General features: G+C 56.4%; 17 protein-coding genes. 9 read left to right on the forward strand and 8 right to left on the reverse strand.

The window, feature by feature from the left end; translation table 11 throughout:
• The first annotated feature begins 52 nt into the window (after positions 1-52).
• On the forward strand, positions 53-907 hold the full coding sequence (locus ACOTZD_RS16990) for a co-chaperone YbbN (protein ID WP_003858935.1): 855 nt from the start codon (positions 53-55) through the stop codon (positions 905-907).
• 51 nt (positions 908-958) lie between these two features.
• Here ACOTZD_RS16990 and fetB read toward each other — a convergent pair whose 3' ends face one another.
• Both fetB and fetA read right to left on the reverse strand, forming a co-directional pair.
• Positions 959-1,741: an iron efflux ABC transporter permease subunit FetB gene (gene fetB / locus ACOTZD_RS16995; RefSeq protein ID WP_017383223.1), complete on the reverse strand. Its 783-nt coding sequence runs from the start codon at positions 1,739-1,741 to the stop codon at positions 959-961.
• Entirely contained in the window at positions 1,734-2,405 is a 672-nt protein-coding gene (fetA, locus tag ACOTZD_RS17000) for an iron efflux ABC transporter ATP-binding subunit FetA (RefSeq protein WP_015571235.1), read from the reverse strand. The genes fetB and fetA overlap by 8 nt, the downstream gene beginning before the upstream one ends.
• Positions 2,406-2,547: 142 nt before the next feature.
• On the opposite strand from fetA, the gene ACOTZD_RS17005 reads away from it, so the two are divergent.
• The 3 genes from ACOTZD_RS17005 (at position 2,548) to ACOTZD_RS17015 (ending at position 4,919) form a co-directional block, all read left to right on the forward strand.
• The gene (locus ACOTZD_RS17005) at positions 2,548-3,402 is read left to right on the forward strand and encodes a hypothetical protein (RefSeq protein ID WP_023324252.1); all 855 of its coding nucleotides are present in this window, start codon (positions 2,548-2,550) and stop codon (positions 3,400-3,402) included.
• A 153-nt stretch (positions 3,403-3,555) separates the two neighbouring features.
• On the forward strand, positions 3,556-4,470 hold the full coding sequence (locus ACOTZD_RS17010; RefSeq protein WP_003858941.1) for an SPFH domain-containing protein: 915 nt from the start codon (positions 3,556-3,558) through the stop codon (positions 4,468-4,470).
• Positions 4,467-4,919, forward strand: coding sequence for an NfeD family protein (locus ACOTZD_RS17015; protein ID WP_022650512.1), 453 nt, complete (start codon positions 4,467-4,469; stop codon positions 4,917-4,919). The genes ACOTZD_RS17010 and ACOTZD_RS17015 overlap by 4 nt, the downstream gene beginning before the upstream one ends.
• Here ACOTZD_RS17015 and cueR read toward each other — a convergent pair.
• Positions 4,916-5,326: a Cu(I)-responsive transcriptional regulator gene (cueR, locus tag ACOTZD_RS17020; RefSeq protein WP_017383222.1), complete on the reverse strand. Its 411-nt coding sequence runs from the start codon at positions 5,324-5,326 to the stop codon at positions 4,916-4,918. The genes ACOTZD_RS17015 and cueR overlap by 4 nt on opposite strands.
• Before the next feature lie 108 nt (positions 5,327-5,434).
• Between cueR and copA the strand changes: the two genes are divergently transcribed.
• The 3 genes from copA (at position 5,435) to ybaK (ending at position 9,456) form a co-directional block, all read left to right on the forward strand.
• Positions 5,435-7,933, forward strand: a complete 2,499-nt coding sequence (gene copA / locus ACOTZD_RS17025) for a copper-exporting P-type ATPase CopA (RefSeq protein ID WP_174402106.1) — start codon at positions 5,435-5,437, stop codon at positions 7,931-7,933.
• Between the two features lie 50 nt (positions 7,934-7,983).
• Positions 7,984-8,778 (forward strand): TraB/GumN family protein, encoded by a 795-nt coding sequence (locus ACOTZD_RS17030; protein ID WP_174402107.1) that lies wholly within the window; start codon positions 7,984-7,986, stop codon positions 8,776-8,778.
• Between the two features lie 198 nt (positions 8,779-8,976).
• Positions 8,977-9,456 carry a Cys-tRNA(Pro)/Cys-tRNA(Cys) deacylase YbaK gene (ybaK, locus tag ACOTZD_RS17035; RefSeq protein ID WP_003858950.1) on the forward strand — a complete coding sequence of 160 codons (480 nt, stop codon included), beginning with the start codon at positions 8,977-8,979 and terminating at the stop codon, positions 9,454-9,456.
• 120 nt (positions 9,457-9,576) lie between these two features.
• On the opposite strand, the gene ushA is transcribed toward ybaK, so the two are convergent.
• Entirely contained in the window at positions 9,577-11,229 is a 1,653-nt protein-coding gene (gene ushA / locus ACOTZD_RS17040; protein WP_048241276.1) for a bifunctional UDP-sugar hydrolase/5'-nucleotidase UshA, read from the reverse strand.
• Between the two features lie 164 nt (positions 11,230-11,393).
• Between ushA and ACOTZD_RS17045 the strand changes: the two genes are divergently transcribed.
• Together ACOTZD_RS17045 and ybaL are read left to right on the forward strand one after the other, a co-directional pair.
• Positions 11,394-12,614: an MFS transporter gene (locus ACOTZD_RS17045; protein ID WP_015571242.1), complete on the forward strand. Its 1,221-nt coding sequence runs from the start codon at positions 11,394-11,396 to the stop codon at positions 12,612-12,614.
• A 232-nt stretch (positions 12,615-12,846) separates the two neighbouring features.
• Entirely contained in the window at positions 12,847-14,523 is a 1,677-nt protein-coding gene (gene ybaL / locus ACOTZD_RS17050; protein WP_022650507.1) for a YbaL family putative K(+) efflux transporter, read from the forward strand.
• Positions 14,524-14,616: 93 nt separating this feature from the next.
• Here the strand turns inward: ybaL and ACOTZD_RS17055 are convergent, their stop codons facing one another.
• From ACOTZD_RS17055 to htpG, 4 genes are all read right to left on the reverse strand, one after another.
• Positions 14,617-15,921: an inosine/guanosine kinase gene (locus tag ACOTZD_RS17055; protein WP_421636352.1), complete on the reverse strand. Its 1,305-nt coding sequence runs from the start codon at positions 15,919-15,921 to the stop codon at positions 14,617-14,619.
• 62 nt (positions 15,922-15,983) lie between these two features.
• The gene (hemH, locus tag ACOTZD_RS17060; protein WP_003858963.1) at positions 15,984-16,946 is read right to left on the reverse strand and encodes a ferrochelatase; all 963 of its coding nucleotides are present in this window, start codon (positions 16,944-16,946) and stop codon (positions 15,984-15,986) included.
• 124 nt (positions 16,947-17,070) lie between these two features.
• Complete coding sequence (adk, locus tag ACOTZD_RS17065; RefSeq protein WP_006809841.1) at positions 17,071-17,715, reverse strand: adenylate kinase; 645 nt, start codon at positions 17,713-17,715, stop codon at positions 17,071-17,073.
• A 195-nt stretch (positions 17,716-17,910) separates the two neighbouring features.
• On the reverse strand, positions 17,911-19,785 hold the full coding sequence (htpG, locus tag ACOTZD_RS17070; protein ID WP_023315542.1) for a molecular chaperone HtpG: 1,875 nt from the start codon (positions 19,783-19,785) through the stop codon (positions 17,911-17,913).
• Positions 19,786-19,851: the final 66 nt, after the last annotated feature.

Raw genomic sequence — 19,851 nt, forward strand, 5'->3', positions numbered from 1 at the left:
GCGACCACGCTTACCCCCATGTAAAGAGTAAACCGATAAAAGAGAATGCCGCATGTCCGTACAGAATATCGTCAACATAACTGAAGCTAACCTGCAACAGACGCTCGAACAGTCAATGACTAAACCGGTGCTGTTCTACTTCTGGTCTGAACGCAGCCAACACTGCCTGCAACTGACGCCGGTCCTGGAAAGCCTTGCCGCGCAGTACAATGGTCAGTTCATTCTGGCGAAGCTGGATTGTGACGCCGAACCGATGGTGGCTTCCCAGTTTGGCCTGCGTGCGATCCCAACCGTCTACCTGTTCCAGAACGGTCAGCCGGTGGATGGCTTCCAGGGGCCGCAGCCCGAAGAGGCGATCCGCGCCCTGCTGGATAAAGTCCTGCCGCGCGAAGAAGAGCTGAAAGCGCAGGAAGCCATGGCGCTAATGCAGGAAGGCAAGTACGACGAGGCGCTGCCGCTGTTAAAAGACGCCTGGCAGCTGTCGAACCAGAACAGCCAGATTGGTCTGCTGCTGGCAGAGACCCAGATTGCACTGCACCGCCCTGAAGACGCGGAAGCCGTGCTGAAAACGGTGCCGATGCAGGATCAGGATACCCGTTATCAGGGTCTGGTGGCGCAGATTGACCTGCTGAAACAGGCGGCGGATACCCCTGAAATTCAACAGCTTCAGCAGCAGGTTGCGGACAACCCGCAGGATGCCGCGCTGGCAAGCCAGCTGGCGCTTCAGCTTCATCAGGTGGGGCGTAACGAAGAGGCGCTGGAGCTGCTGTTTAGCCATCTTCAGAAGGACCTGGGCGCCGCAGACGGACAGGCTCGGAAGATGTTCCAGGAGATCCTGGCCGCGCTGGGTACCGGTGACGCGCTGGCGTCGAAATATCGTCGTCAGCTGTACGCGTTGCTCTACTAGCAAAAAAATGCCCGGTGGCGCTAACGCTTACCGGGCTTACAAAAGCAGATATTACCCCGTCTTTTTCAACTGCGTCACCACCAGCTGGTGGCGAGCGTTGTAAAACTTCCGATAGGTCAGGTAGCAGGCAATGATGGTGGACAGGCTCGCCGTAGAGAGCAGCATAAACGTCACCATAATCTGGTATTTAATGGCTTTTACCGGATCGATACCGGCAAAAATCAGCCCCGACATCATGCCCGGCAGGCTCACCAGACCCACCGTTTTGGCGGAATCCACCGTTGGGATTAGCGAAGAGCGAATGCTGTCGCGGATCAACCTCGCCGAGGCCACCTTCGGCGTCGCGCCAAGGCTTAGCTTCTCCTGAAGCTGCTGCTGTTCACTGCTGAACCGTTGCCCCAGATTGTTGTAGCACAACCCGACCGCCACCATCGCATTGCCCGCAATCATCCCGGAAATGGGGATCACCTGCATCGGCGTAAATTCTATCGAGCCGGAAAGCACCAGCACAGCCAGCGTTAACGCGGTCCCGGTAGTGATGGCGATCAACGACGAAATGAACGCTTTATCGATGTATTTACTGCGTTTCTGCGCGTTCCATGCCGCGTTAAAGCAGATAAACAGCACCATCAACAGGGTCAGCACGGCATGATTGACGTTGAAGATGTATTTCAGCACATAGCCGACGATGATGAGCTGAATGACCGCGCGGGCGATACTCCAAAGAATATCTTTTTCCAGCCCCAGCTTTTCCCGGTAGCTGACCACAATCGCCACCAGCACCAGGACCATTGACAGCGCCAGCGATTCGTTAGTTATGTTATGTTCACCCACGGTGAGCCTCCTCCATTTTCCCGCCCTGCGGCCTGAGCGTGATGACATCATCCGCATGGGTAATTTCATTTGAATCATGCGTCACCCACAGCACGGCAATATTCTGCTCCCGGGCGTAGCGATGGATAATGTCATTGACGTTGCGCTTGTTAGCGTCATCCAGCGCGCTGGTGATTTCGTCCAGCAACAGCGCCTTCGGCAAGAATTGCAGGTTACGGATCAGCGAGACGCGCTGCTTTTCCCCGCCCGACAGTTCGGCGATCGATTTGGTCAGCGTCTCCGGCGAAAGCCCGAACCGGGTCAGATCGTCGGTAAACTTTTTCGGATCAGGCGTTTGGTTGCGGATGTGCCAGGGGAAAACCAGATTGTCGTACACCGTGTCGCCAAACAGGGACGGCGTTTGCACGCAGTATGACACCTGCTGGCGATAGCTTTCCGGTGAAAGCGTGGCGATATCTTTTCCTGCAAACAGGATGGTTCCCTCCGTTGGGCTCAGTAGCGAAGCCACGATTTTCAGGAGGGTGCTTTTGCCGCAGCCGGAGGGACCGGTTATCAGTTTAAATTCGCCCGGAGAGAGACAAAAATCGACGTGCTGAAGGATGGTGTTATCACCCACACGAAAGCCAACATCCCTGATATCCAGAAGATTTTTTTTATTATTCATTCCGATTCCATTAACCGCTGTGATAAGAAGAGCCTTAAGCATAATCCTTTCCGCTACGCAGCGCGAATAGCCTTAACCTATAGCAAGTGTTAAACTTTTTGCCTGTTTATTGTCACCTCTATCACTACAGGAAGTCAGCAACATGACACATATCTTTTATGAGTTCTCCTCCCTGAAGCCTGGTGTTCCTGATGTGGAAACATTAATGGAAGTCATCAATTCTTCTGAACTCACGCGTTTTGTCATGGGTGCAGAGGTGGTCGATTTTGTTAAGAAGGCGCTCATCGTTAACACCACAATCGGTAGCTTTAAAAACTGCTATTTTGCTTTTGATGATGGGGCTTACTTTCTCGAGTTTGACGGCAAGGGTAAATCCAGACGCTTTACTGAGGTGCCTGACTGGTTCGTTTCCCCTGCGGAATTTGCCCGCTCGCAATGGCTGATTAACCATGACCTGGCCGATGTGAAGGCGACGGCGTTTATTGACGTGCTGATGTCCTACCCGCTTAAAGAGCGCCGGGCGCACTGCAATCTGCTGTTTGGTCTGGATCTGCATAAGGTCAATGTGGTTCCGGCACCTACAGCCCCTGCCGGAAAAATGGGCAATAAAAACGGAAAAACTACCAAGCCTCGCGTTACGGATCTCGGCTCTTTTGAGCTTTTTACCGCGTTCTTTGCGCGTATGAAAACCGCCGTCAATGCTAATGAATTCCCTACCCTACAGGTGCTGACCGGCCAGGAGGATCTTACAAAAGCGCCGCACAACTTAAAGCAAGGGATCAGAACCTGGTTTAAAGCGATTACTGGCGATCTGCCGCCGAACAACAAACGTGTCGGGGCGGGCAATGCGGTATTGTTCTGCGCTCCCGTTCGCGAGCAGATCCAGCAGATAGAGGCCATCGGCCTGGAAAAATACTATCAGGGCTTATCAAAAGCCATCGCTGACGCCGGGGATGGGTTTATCACTGACTTCAGCTATACCTGGTCTGAAAAGTAACGCTTTGCGCCCCGCATCCCGAACGGGGCGTTTTATTTCTGCCAGTCCGGTTCCCACCTCTTTACAGGGGCGAAATCCTGTTCGTTAGCCGATATACTTACGTTCAACAAATACGCAGTTTTCTCGTTACGGCATGCAAAACAGGAGGTTTTTATGCTCATCGTTGTTCCTGTCCTTATTTTCGTTGCGCTGGTTATCGTGGGCGCAGGCGTCAAAATTGTCCCGCAGGGTTACCAGTGGACCGTCGAACGCTTCGGTCGCTACACCAATACCCTTCAGCCGGGTTTAAGCCTGATCGTCCCGTTCATGGACAGAATTGGGCGCAAGATCAACATGATGGAGCAGGTGCTGGATATCCCTTCTCAGGAAGTCATCTCCAAGGATAACGCCAACGTCACCATCGATGCGGTGTGCTTTATTCAGGTGATTGATGCGCCAAAAGCGGCCTATGAGGTGAGCAACCTGGAGCTGGCGATCGTCAACCTGACCATGACCAACATCCGTACCGTGCTTGGCTCGATGGAGCTGGATGAAATGCTCTCCCAGCGCGACAGCATTAATACCCGCCTGCTGCACATTGTGGATGAAGCCACCAATCCGTGGGGGATCAAAGTGACACGCATTGAGATCCGCGACGTGCGCCCACCGGCAGAGCTGATTGCTTCCATGAACGCGCAGATGAAGGCCGAGCGTACCAAGCGTGCCTATATTCTTGAAGCCGAAGGGGTGCGTCAGGCTGAAATCCTGAAAGCGGAAGGGGAAAAACAGTCGCAGATCCTGAAAGCCGAGGGCGACCGTCAGTCTGCCTTCCTCCAGGCGGAAGCGCGTGAACGTTCGGCAGAAGCGGAAGCCCGCGCGACGCAAATGGTCTCCGAGGCGATTGCCGCCGGGGATATCCAGGCCGTGAACTACTTCGTCGCACAAAAATATACCGATGCGCTGAAGGAGATCGGCTCCGCGAACAACAGCAAAGTGGTGATGATGCCGCTGGATGCCAGCAGCCTGATGGGGTCTATCGCCGGAATTGCCGAACTGATCAAAGACGGCGGAAACGAGCGTAAAAAATGATTGAGCTCATCGTTGCACATCCTCATGCGTTCTGGCTAAGCCTTGGCGGACTGCTGCTGGCCGCCGAGATGCTTGGCGGCAACGGTTATCTGCTGTGGAGCGGGGTTGCCGCGGTGATTACCGGGCTGGTCGTCTGGCTGCTGCCTGTCGGCTGGGAGTGGCAGGGCGCGCTGTTTGCCGTGCTGACGCTGCTGGCCGCCTGGCTGTGGTGGCGCTGGCTGAACAAACGGGTGAAGGCGCAGAAGCCGGTCGACGCGCATCTCAACCAGCGTGGGCAGCAGATCGTGGGTAAACGCTTTACGCTTGATAACACGCTAATAAACGGACGCGGTCATATGCGCGTGGGGGACAGTTCGTGGCCGGTGGTGGCCGATGATGACCTCAGCGCCGGCACGCGGGTTGAGGTCATCGCGGTGGAAGGTATTACCCTGCGGGTTAAAGCCTGTTAGGCGTGGGTTTTACGGTGGCAGCAGCCGGAAAGATTGTCGATAATCGGGCACTCGGCACTGTCATCTCCCGGGCAGGATTCTGCCAGCTGTAACAGTTGCTCACGCATCGCCTGTAATTCGATGATATGGCGTTCGATCTCCGCCACTTTTTCCAGCGTACGTTTTTTCACGTCGGCACTGTGGCGTTTCGGATCGTTAAACAGGTTAACCAGCTCGCCGCACTCTTCAAGGTTAAATCCTACCTGTCTTGCCTGGCGCAGTAACGTCAGTTCATCAAGATGCAGCTGCGTATAGCTGCGGTAGCCGTTCTCACTGCGCAACGGTGGCGTCACCAGCCCTTTTTCCTCATAAAAGCGAATCGCTTTGCTGGTTAAGCCGGTTTTTTTCGCAACATCGCTGATATTCACATTTCCCCCTTGACCTTCCCCTTGATGGAAGGTTTAACCTTCATAACAGTTAGCGAAAAGCAGAGTGAAGGTCAACAATTGACCAGAACATTATACGGGAGTTTTGTTATGTCTCACACTATTGACCTGACACTGGAAGGCCTCTCCTGCGGCCACTGTGTCAAACGCGTTAAAGAAAGCCTGGAGCAGCGTCCTGACGTGGAAAGCGCTGAGGTGACTATCGATCATGCCGCCGTGACCGGCAGCGCCAGCGCCGACGCGCTGATTGATACCATTAAACAGGCCGGTTACGGGGCGGAGTTAAGCCACCCAAAGGCTAAACCGCTGGCAGAGTCATCATCCCCGTCGGAAGCACTGACAGCGGCCACTCCTGAGCTTCCGGTAGCTGATGACATTGATGACAGCCAACAACTGCTGATCAACGGCATGAGCTGCGCCAGCTGCGTTTCCCGGGTACAAAACGCCTTACTGGCGGTACCGGGTGTAGCACAGGCACGGGTAAACCTGGCGGAGCGTACTGCGCTGGTGATGGGCAGCGCCTCCGCCGCAGAGTTAGTGCAGGCCGTGGAGAAAGCGGGCTACGGGGCGGAGGCCATCGAAGATGATGCCGAGCGCCGCGAGCGCCAGCAGGAAACGGCTGTCGCCACCATGAAGCGCTTCCGCTGGCAGGCGATTGTCGCCCTGCTGGTCGGTATTCCGGTGATGGTGTGGGGCATGATGGGTGACAACATGATGGTCACCGCTGACAACCGCACCCTGTGGCTGGTGATTGGTCTGATTACCCTTGCGGTGATGGTGTTTGCAGGCGGGCATTTCTATACCAGCGCCTGGAAGAGCCTGAAAAACCGCACCGCGACGATGGATACCCTGGTCGCCCTCGGGACCGGCGCGGCGTGGCTCTATTCGATGAGCGTTAACGTCTGGCCGCAGTGGTTCCCGATGGAGGCGCGCCATCTCTATTATGAAGCGAGTGCGATGATTATCGGCCTGATCAACTTAGGCCATATGCTGGAAGCCCGCGCCCGTCAGCGTTCCTCGAAAGCGCTGGAAAGATTACTCGATTTAACCCCGCCGACGGCCCGCGTGGTCACGGACGACGGGGAAAAAAGCGTTCCGCTCTCAGAGGTACAGCCGGGAATGACGCTGCGCCTGACCACCGGCGACCGCGTGCCCGTCGACGGTGAAATCACCCAGGGCGATGCCTGGCTGGATGAAGCGATGCTGACCGGCGAGCCGATTCCTCAGCAGAAATCTCAGGGCGACGCCGTGCATGCCGGTACGGTCGTGCAGGACGGCAGCGTGCTGTTCCGCGCCAGCGCGGTCGGGAGCCATACCACGCTGTCACGCATCATTCGCATGGTCCGCCAGGCGCAGAGCAGTAAGCCGGAGATTGGTCAGCTTGCCGATAAAATCTCCGCCATTTTTGTGCCGGTGGTCGTCGGTATTGCCCTGCTGAGCGCGGCGATCTGGTATTTCTTCGGCCCGGCGCCGCAGATTGTCTACACCCTGGTGATCGCCACCACGGTGCTGATCATCGCCTGCCCTTGTGCCCTTGGCCTGGCCACGCCGATGTCGATTATCTCTGGCGTCGGACGCGCCGCCGAATTTGGCGTACTGGTCCGTGATGCTGACGCCCTGCAACGGGCAAGCACGCTGGACACCCTTGTCTTTGATAAAACCGGCACGCTCACCGAGGGCAAACCGCAGGTGGTGGCCGTCAGTACCGTTGGCTGTACGGAGACGGATGCCCTGCGCCTGACCGCCGCGCTGGAACAAGGCTCCAGCCACCCGCTGGCGCGCGCCATCCTGGAGAAAGCCGGTGATGCCCGTCTGCCGCAGGTAAGTAACTTCCGCACCCTGCGCGGTTTAGGGGTCAGCGGTGAAGCCGAAGGCCATACGCTGCTGCTGGGAAACCAGGCACTGCTGACTGAACACGGCGTTGATACGTCCGCGCTGGACGCAGAGCTGAACGCGCAGGCCTCTCAGGGCGCGACGCCGGTTCTGCTGGCGAGGGATGGTCAGGTGGCGGCGCTACTGGCCGTGCGCGATCCGTTACGCCAGGACAGCGTAGATGCCTTACAGCGCCTGCACCGCGCGGGCTATCGTCTGGTGATGCTGACCGGGGACAATCCGACCACCGCCAACGCCATCGCCAAAGAAGCCGGTATTGATGAGGTGATCGCGGGCGTGCTGCCGGACGGCAAAGCGGACGCCATCAAGAACCTGCAAAGTCAGGGTCGCCAGGTGGCGATGGTGGGCGACGGCATCAACGACGCCCCGGCGCTGGCGCAGGCTGACGTAGGTATTGCGATGGGCGGCGGGAGCGATGTCGCCATTGAAACCGCGGCGATCACCCTGATGCGCCACAGCCTGATGGGCGTGGCGGACGCGCTGGCGATTTCGAAAGCCACGTTGCGCAACATGAAGCAGAACCTGCTGGGGGCGTTCGTCTATAACTCGCTCGGCATTCCGATTGCCGCCGGGATTTTGTGGCCGCTGACCGGTACCCTGCTGAACCCGGTTGTTGCGGGTGCGGCGATGGCGCTCTCGTCAATTACCGTGGTGAGCAACGCTAACCGTCTGCTGCGGTTTAAACCGAAAGATTGAACCTTGTACCCGTACGCGCTAGCATGAACCTTTCCGTTTATGGAGCGCGTATGGGTCTGTTTAATCGTATAAAAACATCGTTTCGCGCCCTTTTTCCCCGCCGTTATGCCTGGCCCGGTATGGATATTTCGCTTCCGGGCGGGCAGCATCTGCACCTGGTGGGAAGCATTCATATGGGCACGCAGGATATGTCCCCCCTGCCCTCCGGCCTGATTAAACTACTGAAGCGCGCCGACGCGCTGATCGTCGAAGCCGACATCTCCGGCCATGAATCGCCCTTTGCCGGGCTGGAAAGCGACCGCCCCCTGGCGGAACGTCTTAACGAGACGCAGCTGGCTGAGCTTACCCGTCTTGCGGATGAGACCGGCGTCTCGCTCTCAATGCTCGACACCCTGCCCCTGTGGCAAATTGCCATGGTGCTACAGGCAACCCAGGCGCAGCGCCTGGGGCTGCGCGGCGATTACGGTATCGATTATCAACTGCTGAATGCGGCAAGGGCGCGCAACCTGTCCGTTATTGAACTGGAAGGCACGGACAGCCAGATTGCGCTCCTTCGCCAGCTTCCCGATGACGGCCTGATGCTACTGGATGATACCCTGACCCACTGGCACACCAACGCGCGTCTGCTGCAAACGATGATTGGCTGGTGGCTGGATGCGCCGCCCGCAGACGGTAAGCTGGCGTTACCGTCGACGTTCAGTGAATCGTTGTATGATGTGCTGATGAACGCGCGCAACCAGGCGTGGCGGGAGACGCTATATGCCCTGCCTGCCGGTCGTTATGTTGTCGCGGTTGGCGCGTTGCATTTGTACGGAGAAGGGAATTTGCCGTCGCTGCTGAAATAAAAAAATGGCCAATATCTCTATTGGCCCGTCAAAGAGGAATTTCATCGTTTTTATTATACCGAAGTGACCTTCGGCTACGCCGATTGTCGCTCAAAGTAACCATCACTGCCAATACTATTGCGCAAGATGGTGCTATTTTTTAGACAAACGTCAGGCGTATGCTGCTGGCATGAATCGTCTGTCGTAAGAAGGATAGCCATGACTCCCGCCGTTAAATTACTCGAAAAAAACAAAATTTCTTTCCGGATCCACACCTACGATCACGATCCGAACGAAACCAACTTTGGTGATGAAGTGGTGCGCAAGCTGGGGCTGAACGCGGACCAGGTCTACAAAACGCTGCTGGTCGCGGTGAACGGCGATATGAAGCACCTCGCCGTAGCAGTAACGCCCGTCGCCGGACAGCTTGATCTGAAGAAAGTGGCCAAAGCGCTGGGAGCGAAAAAGGTCGATATGGCAGACCCGATGGTTGCGCAACGCACAACGGGTTATCTGGTCGGCGGGATCAGCCCGCTCGGCCAGAAAAAGCGTCTGCCCACACTGATCGATGCGCCTTCGCAAGAATTTGAAACGATCTATATTTCTGGCGGCAAACGCGGGCTGGATATCGAACTGTCCGCAGGCGATCTGGCGAAAATGCTGGACGCGAAATTTGCGGATATTGCGCGCCGGGATTGAGAAAATTGCCCGGTGGCGCTGCGAGGTAAAAGCAAAACGGTAACAGGCGTTACCGTTTTTTGTGTTCGCGCCCTCTCCCGGTGGGAGAGGGTTGGGGTGAGGGCATCAGGCCGCACAACACTACTGCCAGCTCACCTCACCTTTCGGCTCATACGCGTTCACGTCAATCGGTGAATTTTGCTGGATAAACTGCTTCAACACTTCCGCATCAATAAACCCGGTATTTACATAGCCCGGTTTGTTATCGATATGCGGATAGCCGTCGCCGCCGGTGGCGTTAAAGCTTAACGTTGCCAGGCGGTAGGTTTTCGCCGTATCAACCGGTTCGCCTTTGATTTTGAGATCGTTAAGCTTACCGTCCTTCGCGACGAAGCTGACGTTAGCAAACTGCGGATACGCCCCGGAATCTGGCTTCATCTGCGCCACGGCGGTCAGGTAGTCAATCACCTCCATCCCGCTCATGTCCGCATAGACCACCACGTTGCCAAACGGCTGCACTTTGAGCACGTCTTTATAGGTGATGTCTCCGCCTTCGATGGAGTCACGAATACCGCCGCCGCTCATCACGGCGAAATCCGCATTCGTGCGCGCCATCTGCGCGGCCAACACCAGACGCCCCATATTGGTCTGCACGAAGCGGACTTTGCTGCGGTCTCCTTCCAGTCGTCCGTTAAGCGTGCCAATCTTCACGTCCAGCTGCGCTTTCCCTTTGCTCTGGAACGGCGTCAGCAGAGAGAGCATCTGCTGGTTTTCAGCGATCTCTGGCGTGTAGAGTACCCGCTCGCTTTTGCCGTCCGGGTAGGTCACTTTCTTCTTCAGGTTGACCGGGATGAGCTGATAGTGCACCAGCTTCATCTCGCCGTTACGGAATTCGAAATCCGCGCGGCCAACGTATTTACCCCACTCGTGGGCCTGTACAATCCAGATCCCGTTCTGACGATCCGGCGCGCACGGCGTGCCGGGCACATAATCTACCTGCTTTTTATTCTCAGAAGCCATGCAGACCGGATCCTGCGAATGACCGCCCACAATCATCGCCAGCGAGCCCGCTGGAAGGCTGCGCGCCATCTCCACGTCGCCCGGCGCGTTAGAGCCGTGCTGACCGTTATCGTAATGTCCCATGTGGGTGGTCGCGATAATCACATCCGGTTTTTCATTCTGCTGCAACTCCTGGATCACCAGCTTCGCTTCGTCCGCCGGTTTACGGAATTCGATGTCGGTGAAAAATTCAGGGTTGCCAATTTTGGCCGTATCGTCGGTGGTTAAGCCGATGACCGCGATCTTCAGATCCTGACGCTTGAACAGCGCCCACGGTTTAAACAAGCGCTCGCCGGTGCTTTTCTGATAAATATTGGCGGAAAGGAACGGGAATTTGGACCACTTCTCCTGCTGGCGCAACACGCTCAGCGGATTATCAAACTCGTGGTTTCCGACCGCCATCGCATCGTAACCAATTAAATTCATGCCGCGGAAATCAGGCTCGGCATCCTGCAAATCAGATTCCGGTACGCCGGTATTAATATCCCCGCCCGACAGCAACAGCACGCTGCCGCCCTGGGCCGCGACCTCTTTACGAATGCCGTCCACCAGCGTTTTTTGCGCCGCCAGGCCATATTCACCGTATTCGCTGCGCCAGAAATGGCCGTGATGATCGTTAGTATGCAGAATGGTAATTTTATAGGTTTTATCTTTTTCATACGCCTGCGCGGGCAGGCTTGTTAGCCCCCATGCGGCGATGAGCGCCAGCGCGACGCCACGCTTCATTAACTTCATCTTCTCTCTCCCTGACCCATAGACAAACGCAAAAATTACAGTGACTCACAAGAATAGACAAATAAGTTTTCAGAATTGCGACTTTCTTCAAATGTCACGGACGGGTATGTTAGTCGGATAATAATTACTCCCTGCATCTCTAATAACAAATCGACGTGGTATTTATGGCAATCAGTGAATCAACCCAGCCCGTCCAGGGCGCTCCGGCGTCGCCGCCGAAATCGCGCACTTCCTTTAAAGTATTAGGCGCAATCAGTCTCTCTCATCTGCTCAACGACATGATCCAGTCGCTGATTCTGGCGATCTACCCGCTGTTGCAGTCTGAGTTCTCATTAACCTTCGTGCAGATCGGAATGATCACCCTGACCTTCCAGCTGGCCTCTTCGCTGCTACAGCCGGTGGTGGGCTACTGGACGGACAAATACCCGATGCCATGGTCGCTGCCCATTGGGATGTGCTTCACCCTGAGCGGGCTAGTGCTGCTGGCCATGGCGGGCAGCTTTGAGGCGGTACTGGTTGCCGCGGCGCTGGTGGGAACCGGTTCATCGGTGTTCCATCCGGAATCGTCCCGCGTGGCGCGTATGGCCTCCGGCGGACGCCACGGGCTGGCGCAGTCTCTGTTCCAGGTGGGGGGGAACTTTGGTAGCTCCCTCGGTCCTCTGCTGGCGGCGGTGATTATCGCGCCCTACGGTAAAGGCAACGTGGCGTGGTTTGTGCTGGCCGCGCTGCTGGCGATTGTCGTCCTGGCGCAAATCAGCCGCTGGTATGCCGCGCAGCATCGCGTAAATAAGGGAAAACCTGCCGCGAAGATAACCAACCCCCTTCCGCGCAATAAGGTGATCCTTGCCGTCAGTGTGCTGCTGGTGCTGATTTTCTCGAAATATTTTTATATGGCGAGCATCAGCAGCTATTACACCTTCTATCTGATGCAAAAATTCGGATTATCGGTACAAAACGCCCAGTTCCACCTCTTTGCCTTCCTGTTTGCGGTGGCGGCAGGCACGGTGATTGGCGGCCCTGTGGGGGATAAAATCGGACGTAAATATGTGATTTGGGGCTCTATCCTCGGCGTTGCACCGTTTACGCTTGTTTTACCCTACGCAACGCTGGAATGGACCGGAATATTGACGGTGATTATTGGTTTTATTCTCGCATCGGCATTTTCAGCCATCCTGGTCTACGCGCAGGAGCTGCTGCCGGGACGTATCGGTATGGTTTCCGGCCTCTTTTTCGGTTTTGCCTTTGGCATGGGCGGCCTTGGCGCAGCCGTGTTAGGGATGGTTGCCGACCACACCAGCATCTTCCTGGTCTATAAAATCTGCGCTTTCCTGCCACTTCTGGGGATGTTGACCATATTCCTGCCTGACAACCGTCATAAAGCGTAACTTCACGGCTGCCAAAGTTAAACTTTGGCAGCCGGATAACCTGATGCCATAAGGCTTTCCTCTCCCTCCCCTCAGCAAATTTATCAAAATCTGCCTTTTTTCATGCTTATTGTCTTTTTATTGTGTTTTCAACAATTATTCATAAACATAAGCGTAAAAATTGTCATAAACTATTAATCGGCTTTTTGGTATTTGCACCAAAAATGGATCACCCATCGCAAAAGGAGACGGAATGCACCACGCCACACCGCTTATCACCACCATTGTTGGTGGACTTGTGCTCGCTTTTATTCTCGGCATGATTGCCAATAAACTGCGTATTTCGCCCCTGGTAGGCTATTTGCTGGCGGGCGTGCTGGCAGGGCCCTTTACGCCGGGTTTTGTCGCAGATACCAAACTGGCGCCTGAGCTGGCGGAATTAGGCGTGATCCTGCTGATGTTTGGCGTCGGGCTGCATTTTTCCCTGAAGGATCTGATGGCGGTAAAGTCGATCGCCATACCGGGAGCGATCGCCCAGATAGGGGTGGCGACGCTGCTGGGCATGGCGCTTTCGGCGGTGCTGGGCTGGTCAATCATGACCGGTATCGTATTTGGGCTGTGTCTTTCAACCGCCAGTACCGTGGTGCTGCTGCGCGCGCTTGAAGAGAGGCAGCTGATAGACAGCCAGCGCGGGCAAATCGCGATAGGCTGGCTGATTGTTGAAGATCTGGTAATGGTGTTGACGCTGGTTCTGCTGCCCGCCGTCGCCGGGATGATGGAAAAAGAGAATATCGGCTTCGCCTCGCTGGCGCTGGATATGAGCATTACCATCGGTAAGGTTGTGGCGTTTATCGCCATCATGATGCTGGTGGGCCGCCGTCTGGTGCCGTGGATAATGTCCCGCAGCGCCGCCACGGGCTCGCGTGAACTGTTCACGCTTTCAGTCCTTGCGCTGGCGCTGGGCATTGCCTTTGGCGCCGTCGAGCTGTTTGACGTCTCCTTTGCGCTGGGCGCGTTCTTCGCCGGGATGGTGCTGAACGAGTCCGAGCTGAGCCACCGCGCCGCGCACGATACCCTGCCGCTGCGGGATGCATTCGCGGTGCTGTTCTTCGTCTCCGTCGGGATGCTGTTCGACCCGTTGATCCTCATCCAGCAGCCGCTGGCCGTGCTGGGTACGCTGGCAATCATCATCTTTGGTAAGTCCGTTGCCGCCTTCTTCCTGGTGCGGATGTTCGGTCACTCGCCGCGCACGGCGCTGACCATCGCCGCCAGCCTGGCGCAGATTGGCGAGTTCGCCTTTATTCTTGCCGGTCTGGGGATGGCCCTGAACCTGCTGCCACAGGCGGGGCAAAATCTGGTGCTGGCGGGGGCGATCCTCTCCATCATGTTGAACCCGGTATTGTTTGCCCTGCTGGAGAAATATCTCGAGAAGACCGAAACCCTCGAAGAGCTGACGCTGGAAGAGGCGACAGAAGAAGAGAAACAGATCCCGGTGGATATCTGCAACCACGCGCTGCTGGTCGGTTTTGGCCGCGTCGGCAGCCTGCTGGGTGAAAAACTGATGGCTCAGGGCATTCCACTTGTAGTGATTGAAACGTCACGCACCCGCGTCGACGAACTTCGCGAGCGCGGCATCCGCGCGGTGCTGGGCAACGCGGCTAACGAAGAGATTATGAATCTGGCGCATCTGGACTGCGCTCGCTGGCTGCTGCTCACTATCCCGAACGGTTACGAGGCTGGCGAGATTGTCGCCACAGCCCGTGAAAAATGCCCGCATATCGAAATCATTGCCCGCGCCCATTATGATGACGAAGTGGAGTACATCACCGAGCGCGGCGCGAATCAGGTGGTGATGGGTGAGCGTGAGATTGCGAATACGATGCTGACAATGCTGACGAAACCGCCGGTTGAAGAGGCAGTAACGGGGTAAGTTTTGTGCTGCCTGATGCCCTCACCCTGACCCTCTCCCGCAGGGAGAGGGAACAAACACTAAAAACGGCAACCACAGGTTGCCGTTTTACTTTTACCTGTCCCAATAAGCCTCTTCGAGGCTGTCTTCCCGTTCCGGCAGCCCCCGCGTTAAGCGCGGAGAATGCTGGTTCAGCACCTGATAACTCACGCGGTTCGCGTACTTACACACCTGCGCCAGCGAGGAATAGGTCAGCCAGTCGAAGGTATGTTTGCTGGAATTCGGCACGTTGGTTTTGTGGTAGGCGTTGGCGGTAATGTCGTGCAGCAGCGCGGCCAGCGCGCCGTCGCCCGCGCCGTTAGTGTTCATGATCTTCTCAGGGCCACCCATATACGGTGCGATGTGAGAGAAGATACGCAGCGGGTTGATGCAGTCTTTATGACGCATAGCGCGGCTGAACTCATACTGGTTAAATTCGGCGATTGCGCCCGGCAGCAGCGGGTGCTGGGTTTTACGCTTGCTCTCTTCTTCCGTGAAGCCCGCCATGTACAGCCCGACCGGCCCGGCGGTGCAGAGCACCAGGTCCACCCAGTCCAGCGCCTTATCAGACGCCAGCAGCGGATCGCTTTCGCCGGTCAGCGCTTCGGCTTCTTCTTCATTCATCGCCAGAATCGAGACGTGTTCTTTCAGGAAGGCCTGCCACCACTCCGGGTTGCCGGCAATGACGAATTTGGTGCCCAGCGTCAGAACCACAGGCACGTTGTATTTCTTCGCGTACTCAATTGCCTTCATGGTTGCGTCCGGCATTGGTTCGCCCGGCTTGCAGCGCACCAGATAGGAGGTCAGTACCAGCGCAGACGCGCCCGCGATCACCTCTTCCGGGATACTTTCAGCGCGCAGCTTATTCATATGGCCGGGGCTGATGGCAAAGGTACGCTCGCCGGAATCGCTTATCAGCGTAAAGCAGCGGCCAATCGGCCCGTCAACGCCCTGTAAATAGTTCAGATCGGTGCGGCTGGAGGTATTGCACAGGTAGCGGTAGGCGTAGCCACCGATTTCGATATTGCTGCACATCACGCCAAGCAGCACCGAGCGGTCGTCTGCCAGTACGGAGTAGTTGTGCATGGTGTTGCCGATAGTGCCGCCGGCAAACTGGTGGGTGATAAGATTTTCGCGCACCAGCTCCTGATACAGCGCTTCAGCAACGTCATCCTCAATCACCAGCGAGTGCCCGGCGCTCAGACCGTAACGTGCGACAAACGCATCATCCACTTTGGCTTCAATGTCCACCAGCGTCTGATCGATACCGACCACCCAGGCAGCGCTGGTTTCGCTTTCCTGCTGAATTTGCTGTAACAGCGGATCGCGGGCATCGACGGGGAAATAGTGTTTGGACTTACGTTTACCGGGAAATTTCATGGTCTGAACTGTGCAAAGAATACGGGCCGGGAATGGTAGCACAAACCCGGCCCGTAACGCGATCAGCGGCGGGTGGTGACCAGTGACACCATCATGTCGATGTGTTCAGGGGAGTCGTTAAGCGCAGGAATATATTCGTATTTCGTTCCGCCCGCCTCCATAAAGAACTCTTTGTTCTGGACGGCAATTTCTTCCAGCGTTTCCAGACAGTCCGCCGAGAAGCCCGGCGACATCACCTGAATGTGCTTCACGCCCTTCTCGCCCAGCATTTTTAGCGTTTCATCAGTATACGGGGTCAGCCAAGGTTCACGGCCGAAGCGCGACTGGAAGGTCATCATCACCTTCTCAGGCGGCAGGCCGAGGGCGGAGACCAGCTCGCGGGTGGTATCGCGGCAACGCTGGGGGTAATCGTCCCCTTCGTTCGCGAAACGCTGCGGAATACCGTGATAGGAGAGCAGCAGCAGATCCGGCTCGCCGTGTTTTTCAAACGACGCGCGCACGCTGCTGGCAAGCGCCTGAATGTACAGCTCGTTATCGGCGTAGTCGCGGATAAAGGTGATACCCGGTATACGGCGGCGGGTCGCCAGAATGCGCCCCAGTTCGTCCCAGACGGCAGCTACCGTGGAGCACGAATACTGCGGATATAGAGCCAGCACCACAATGTGTTCAACGCCCTGCGCCAGCAGAGAGTCAACGGCGCTTTCCAGGGACGGCTTACCGTAGCTCATGCCGAGCGCAACGGGCATGTCCGGCAGGCGGGCGGCCAGCGCCTTCTCCTGACGACGGCTGTACACCATCAGCGGCGAGCCCTCTTCCATCCACACGGACTGATAGAGCTTTGCCACACGCGGGGAACGAATCGGCAGAATGACGCCACGCAGCAGTGGCCACCACAGCAGTCTTGGGGTATCCACGACGCGCGTGTCGCTTAAAAATTGTCGCAGGTAGCGTTTTACCGCCGCTGGAGTAGGTGCTTCTGGGGTGCCCAGATTGGCAAGCAGGATGCCGGTTTTCGCCTGACTCATTCACGCCTCTTAACCATTTGATAGGCTGTCAATTGTAGCGGAAATGCGTTTAAACGAAACCCATTGCTGCAATAGGTAAGATGAGAATTTTTCTCACCCGGGGCTCCGGGTGAGAGAGGTGCGCTTAGCCGAGAATTTTTTCCAGCTCTGCACGTACGTCAGCCACGGCTTTGGTGCCGTCCACTTTCGCGTATTTGGTGTTACCCGCCTGCGCTTCTTTGGTGTAGTAGCCGATCAGCGGTGCGGTCATCTGATGGTATTCCACCAGGCGTTTACGCACGGTTTCTTCCTGATCGTCTTTACGGGTGGTCAGCTCTTCGCCGGTCACGTCGTCTTTGCCTTCAACCTTAGGTGGGTTGAATTTAATGTGGTAAACGCGGCCAGAAGCAGCGTGTACGCGACGGCCAACGATACGGTCAACGATCAGCTCGTCCGGTACGTCGAACTCCAGCACGTAATCCACGTTGATGCCCGCTTCTTTCATGGCGTCAGCCTGAGGAATGGTGCGCGGGAAGCCGTCCAGCAGGAAACCATTGCGGCAGTCTTCCTGAGCAATGCGCTCTTTTACCAGCGCGATAACCAGTTCGTCGGTCACCAGCTTGCCTGCGTCCATGATGTCTTTAGCTTGTTTGCCCAGCTCGGAGCCAGATTTAACAGCGGCACGCAGCATGTCACCAGTAGAGATTTGCGGAATACCGTATTTCTCCATGATGAACTGAGCCTGAGTTCCCTTACCCGCGCCCGGAGCGCCAAGCAGAATAATACGCATTGCGAAAATCCCCTCAAATGTCGATTCAATTTTTCAAAAGCGCTAAACAATACCACCAGAACGGGTATCGCTCAAGGAAGGCGGGGAGGCTGAAACGGTTAATGAGGGGAGATAATTTGGGAGAGTGCGGTCTGGTGCCCTCACCCCGGCCCTCTCCCACGGGGAGAGGGAGAAGACCAGGGGAGACGTGGTCAGTTACGCCAGCAGCAGCGCATTCACACGTTTAATGAACAGGTTAGGATCTTCCAGCGTACCGCGCTCGGCCAGCAGGGACTGATCCAGCAGCAGTTCAACCCACTCCGCAAAGCGGGCGTCGTCCTGGGTATCCGCCGCGCGTTTCACCAGCGGGTGATCCGGATTAAGCTCAAAGATATATTTCACATCCGGCACGGCCTGGCCCGCCGCAGCGAACAGTTTCGCCATCTGGGTGCTCATTTCGTCCGCATCGGTGGTGACAATGGCTGGCGTATCGGTCAGACGGTGCGTGAAGCGCACCTCTTTCACGCGGTCACCCAGCAGGGTTTTCACGCGCTCAATGAACGGCTCCAGCGCCTTCTCGGCTTCTTTCGCGCTTTCGTCCACTTCATCTGCCAGCTTGTCGATGGACTCGTCGGCTTTGGCAACGGACTGGAACGCCTTACCGTCGAACTCGGTCAGGTAGTTCATCATCCATTCGTCGATGCGGTCAGACAGCAGCAGCACTTCGATGCCTTTCTTACGCAGCAGCTCCAGGTGCGGGCTGCTCTTCGCTGCCGCATAGCTGTCGGCGGTGATGTAGTAGATCTTCTCCTGCCCTTCTTTCATGCGGGAGACGTACTCTTCCAGCGACACGGTCTGGGCGGAGGAGTCGTTGTGCGTAGAGGCGAAGCGCAGCAGTTTAGCGATAGCTTCCACATTCGCGGTGTCTTCCGCCGGACCTTCTTTCAGCACCAGGCCAAACTGTTTCCAGAAGGTCTGGTATTTTTCCGCATCGTCCTTCGCCAGTTTTTCCAGCATCTGCAACGCACGTTTGGTCAGGGCGTTACGCAGGTTACGGGTGACGGTGCTGTCCTGAAGGATTTCACGCGAGACGTTCAGCGGCAGATCGTTGGAATCGATCAGACCACGCACAAAGCGCAGGTAGTTCGGCATGAACTGCTCGGCGTCGTCCATAATGAACACGCGCTGCACGTACAACTTCAGGCCGTGCTTGTGATCGCGGTTCCACATGTCCCATGGTGCCTGCGCCGGAATGTACAGCAGGCTGGTGTACTCCTGCTTCCCTTCCACACGGTTGTGGCTCCAGGTCAGCGGATCGGTGAAGTCGTGGGCAATGTGCTTGTAGAACTCATTGTACTCGTCGTCTTTAATTTCAGCTTTGTTACGCGTCCACAGCGCCTGCGCCTTGTTGATTTTCTCCCAGGAAACCACGGTTTCGCCGTCTTTCTCTTCCTGTTTTTCAATCTCAACCGGCAGCGCGATGTGGTCGGAATACTTGCTGATGATGGAGCGTACGCGCCAGTCGTTCAGGAAATCGTCTTCGCCTTCACGCAGGTGCAGGGTGATTTCGGTGCCGCGATCCGCTTTGGTGATGTCATCAACGGTGTACTCGCCTTCCCCTTTGGATTCCCACAGCACGCCGTTCTCGGCGCTGTCGCCCGCGGCGCGAGTGCGCACGGTGACTTTGTCCGCCACGATGAACGCCGAGTAGAAGCCTACGCCGAACTGACCAATCAGCTGGCTGTCTTTCGCCTGGTCAGAGCCCATGGACTCAAGGAACGCTTTGGTGCCGGATTTGGCGATGGTCCCGAGGTGGTCGATCACCTCGTCGCGGTTCATCCCGATGCCGTTATCGGCAATCGTCAGGGTGCGGTTCTCTTTATTGAACGAGACGCGCACGCGCAGTTCGCCGTCGCCTTCATACAGATCCGGGTTAGACAGCGCGCGGAAGCGCAGCTTGTCCGCCGCATCGGAGGCGTTGGAAATCAGCTCACGCAGGAAAATTTCTTTGTTGGAATACAGGGAATGGATCATCAGGTGCAGAAGCTGTTTTACTTCTGACTGGAAACCACGGGTTTCTTGTCCTTTCATCTAAGTCGACCTCAACAATGCCATTTAATGGGGTTGTAAAACGTTGAGTGAGAGATGGGGATAAAG

It is taken from the genome of Enterobacter cloacae complex sp. SHL022, from assembly GCF_049237785.1.
In the GTDB taxonomy this organism is placed as follows: domain Bacteria; phylum Pseudomonadota; class Gammaproteobacteria; order Enterobacterales; family Enterobacteriaceae; genus Enterobacter; species Enterobacter hormaechei_C.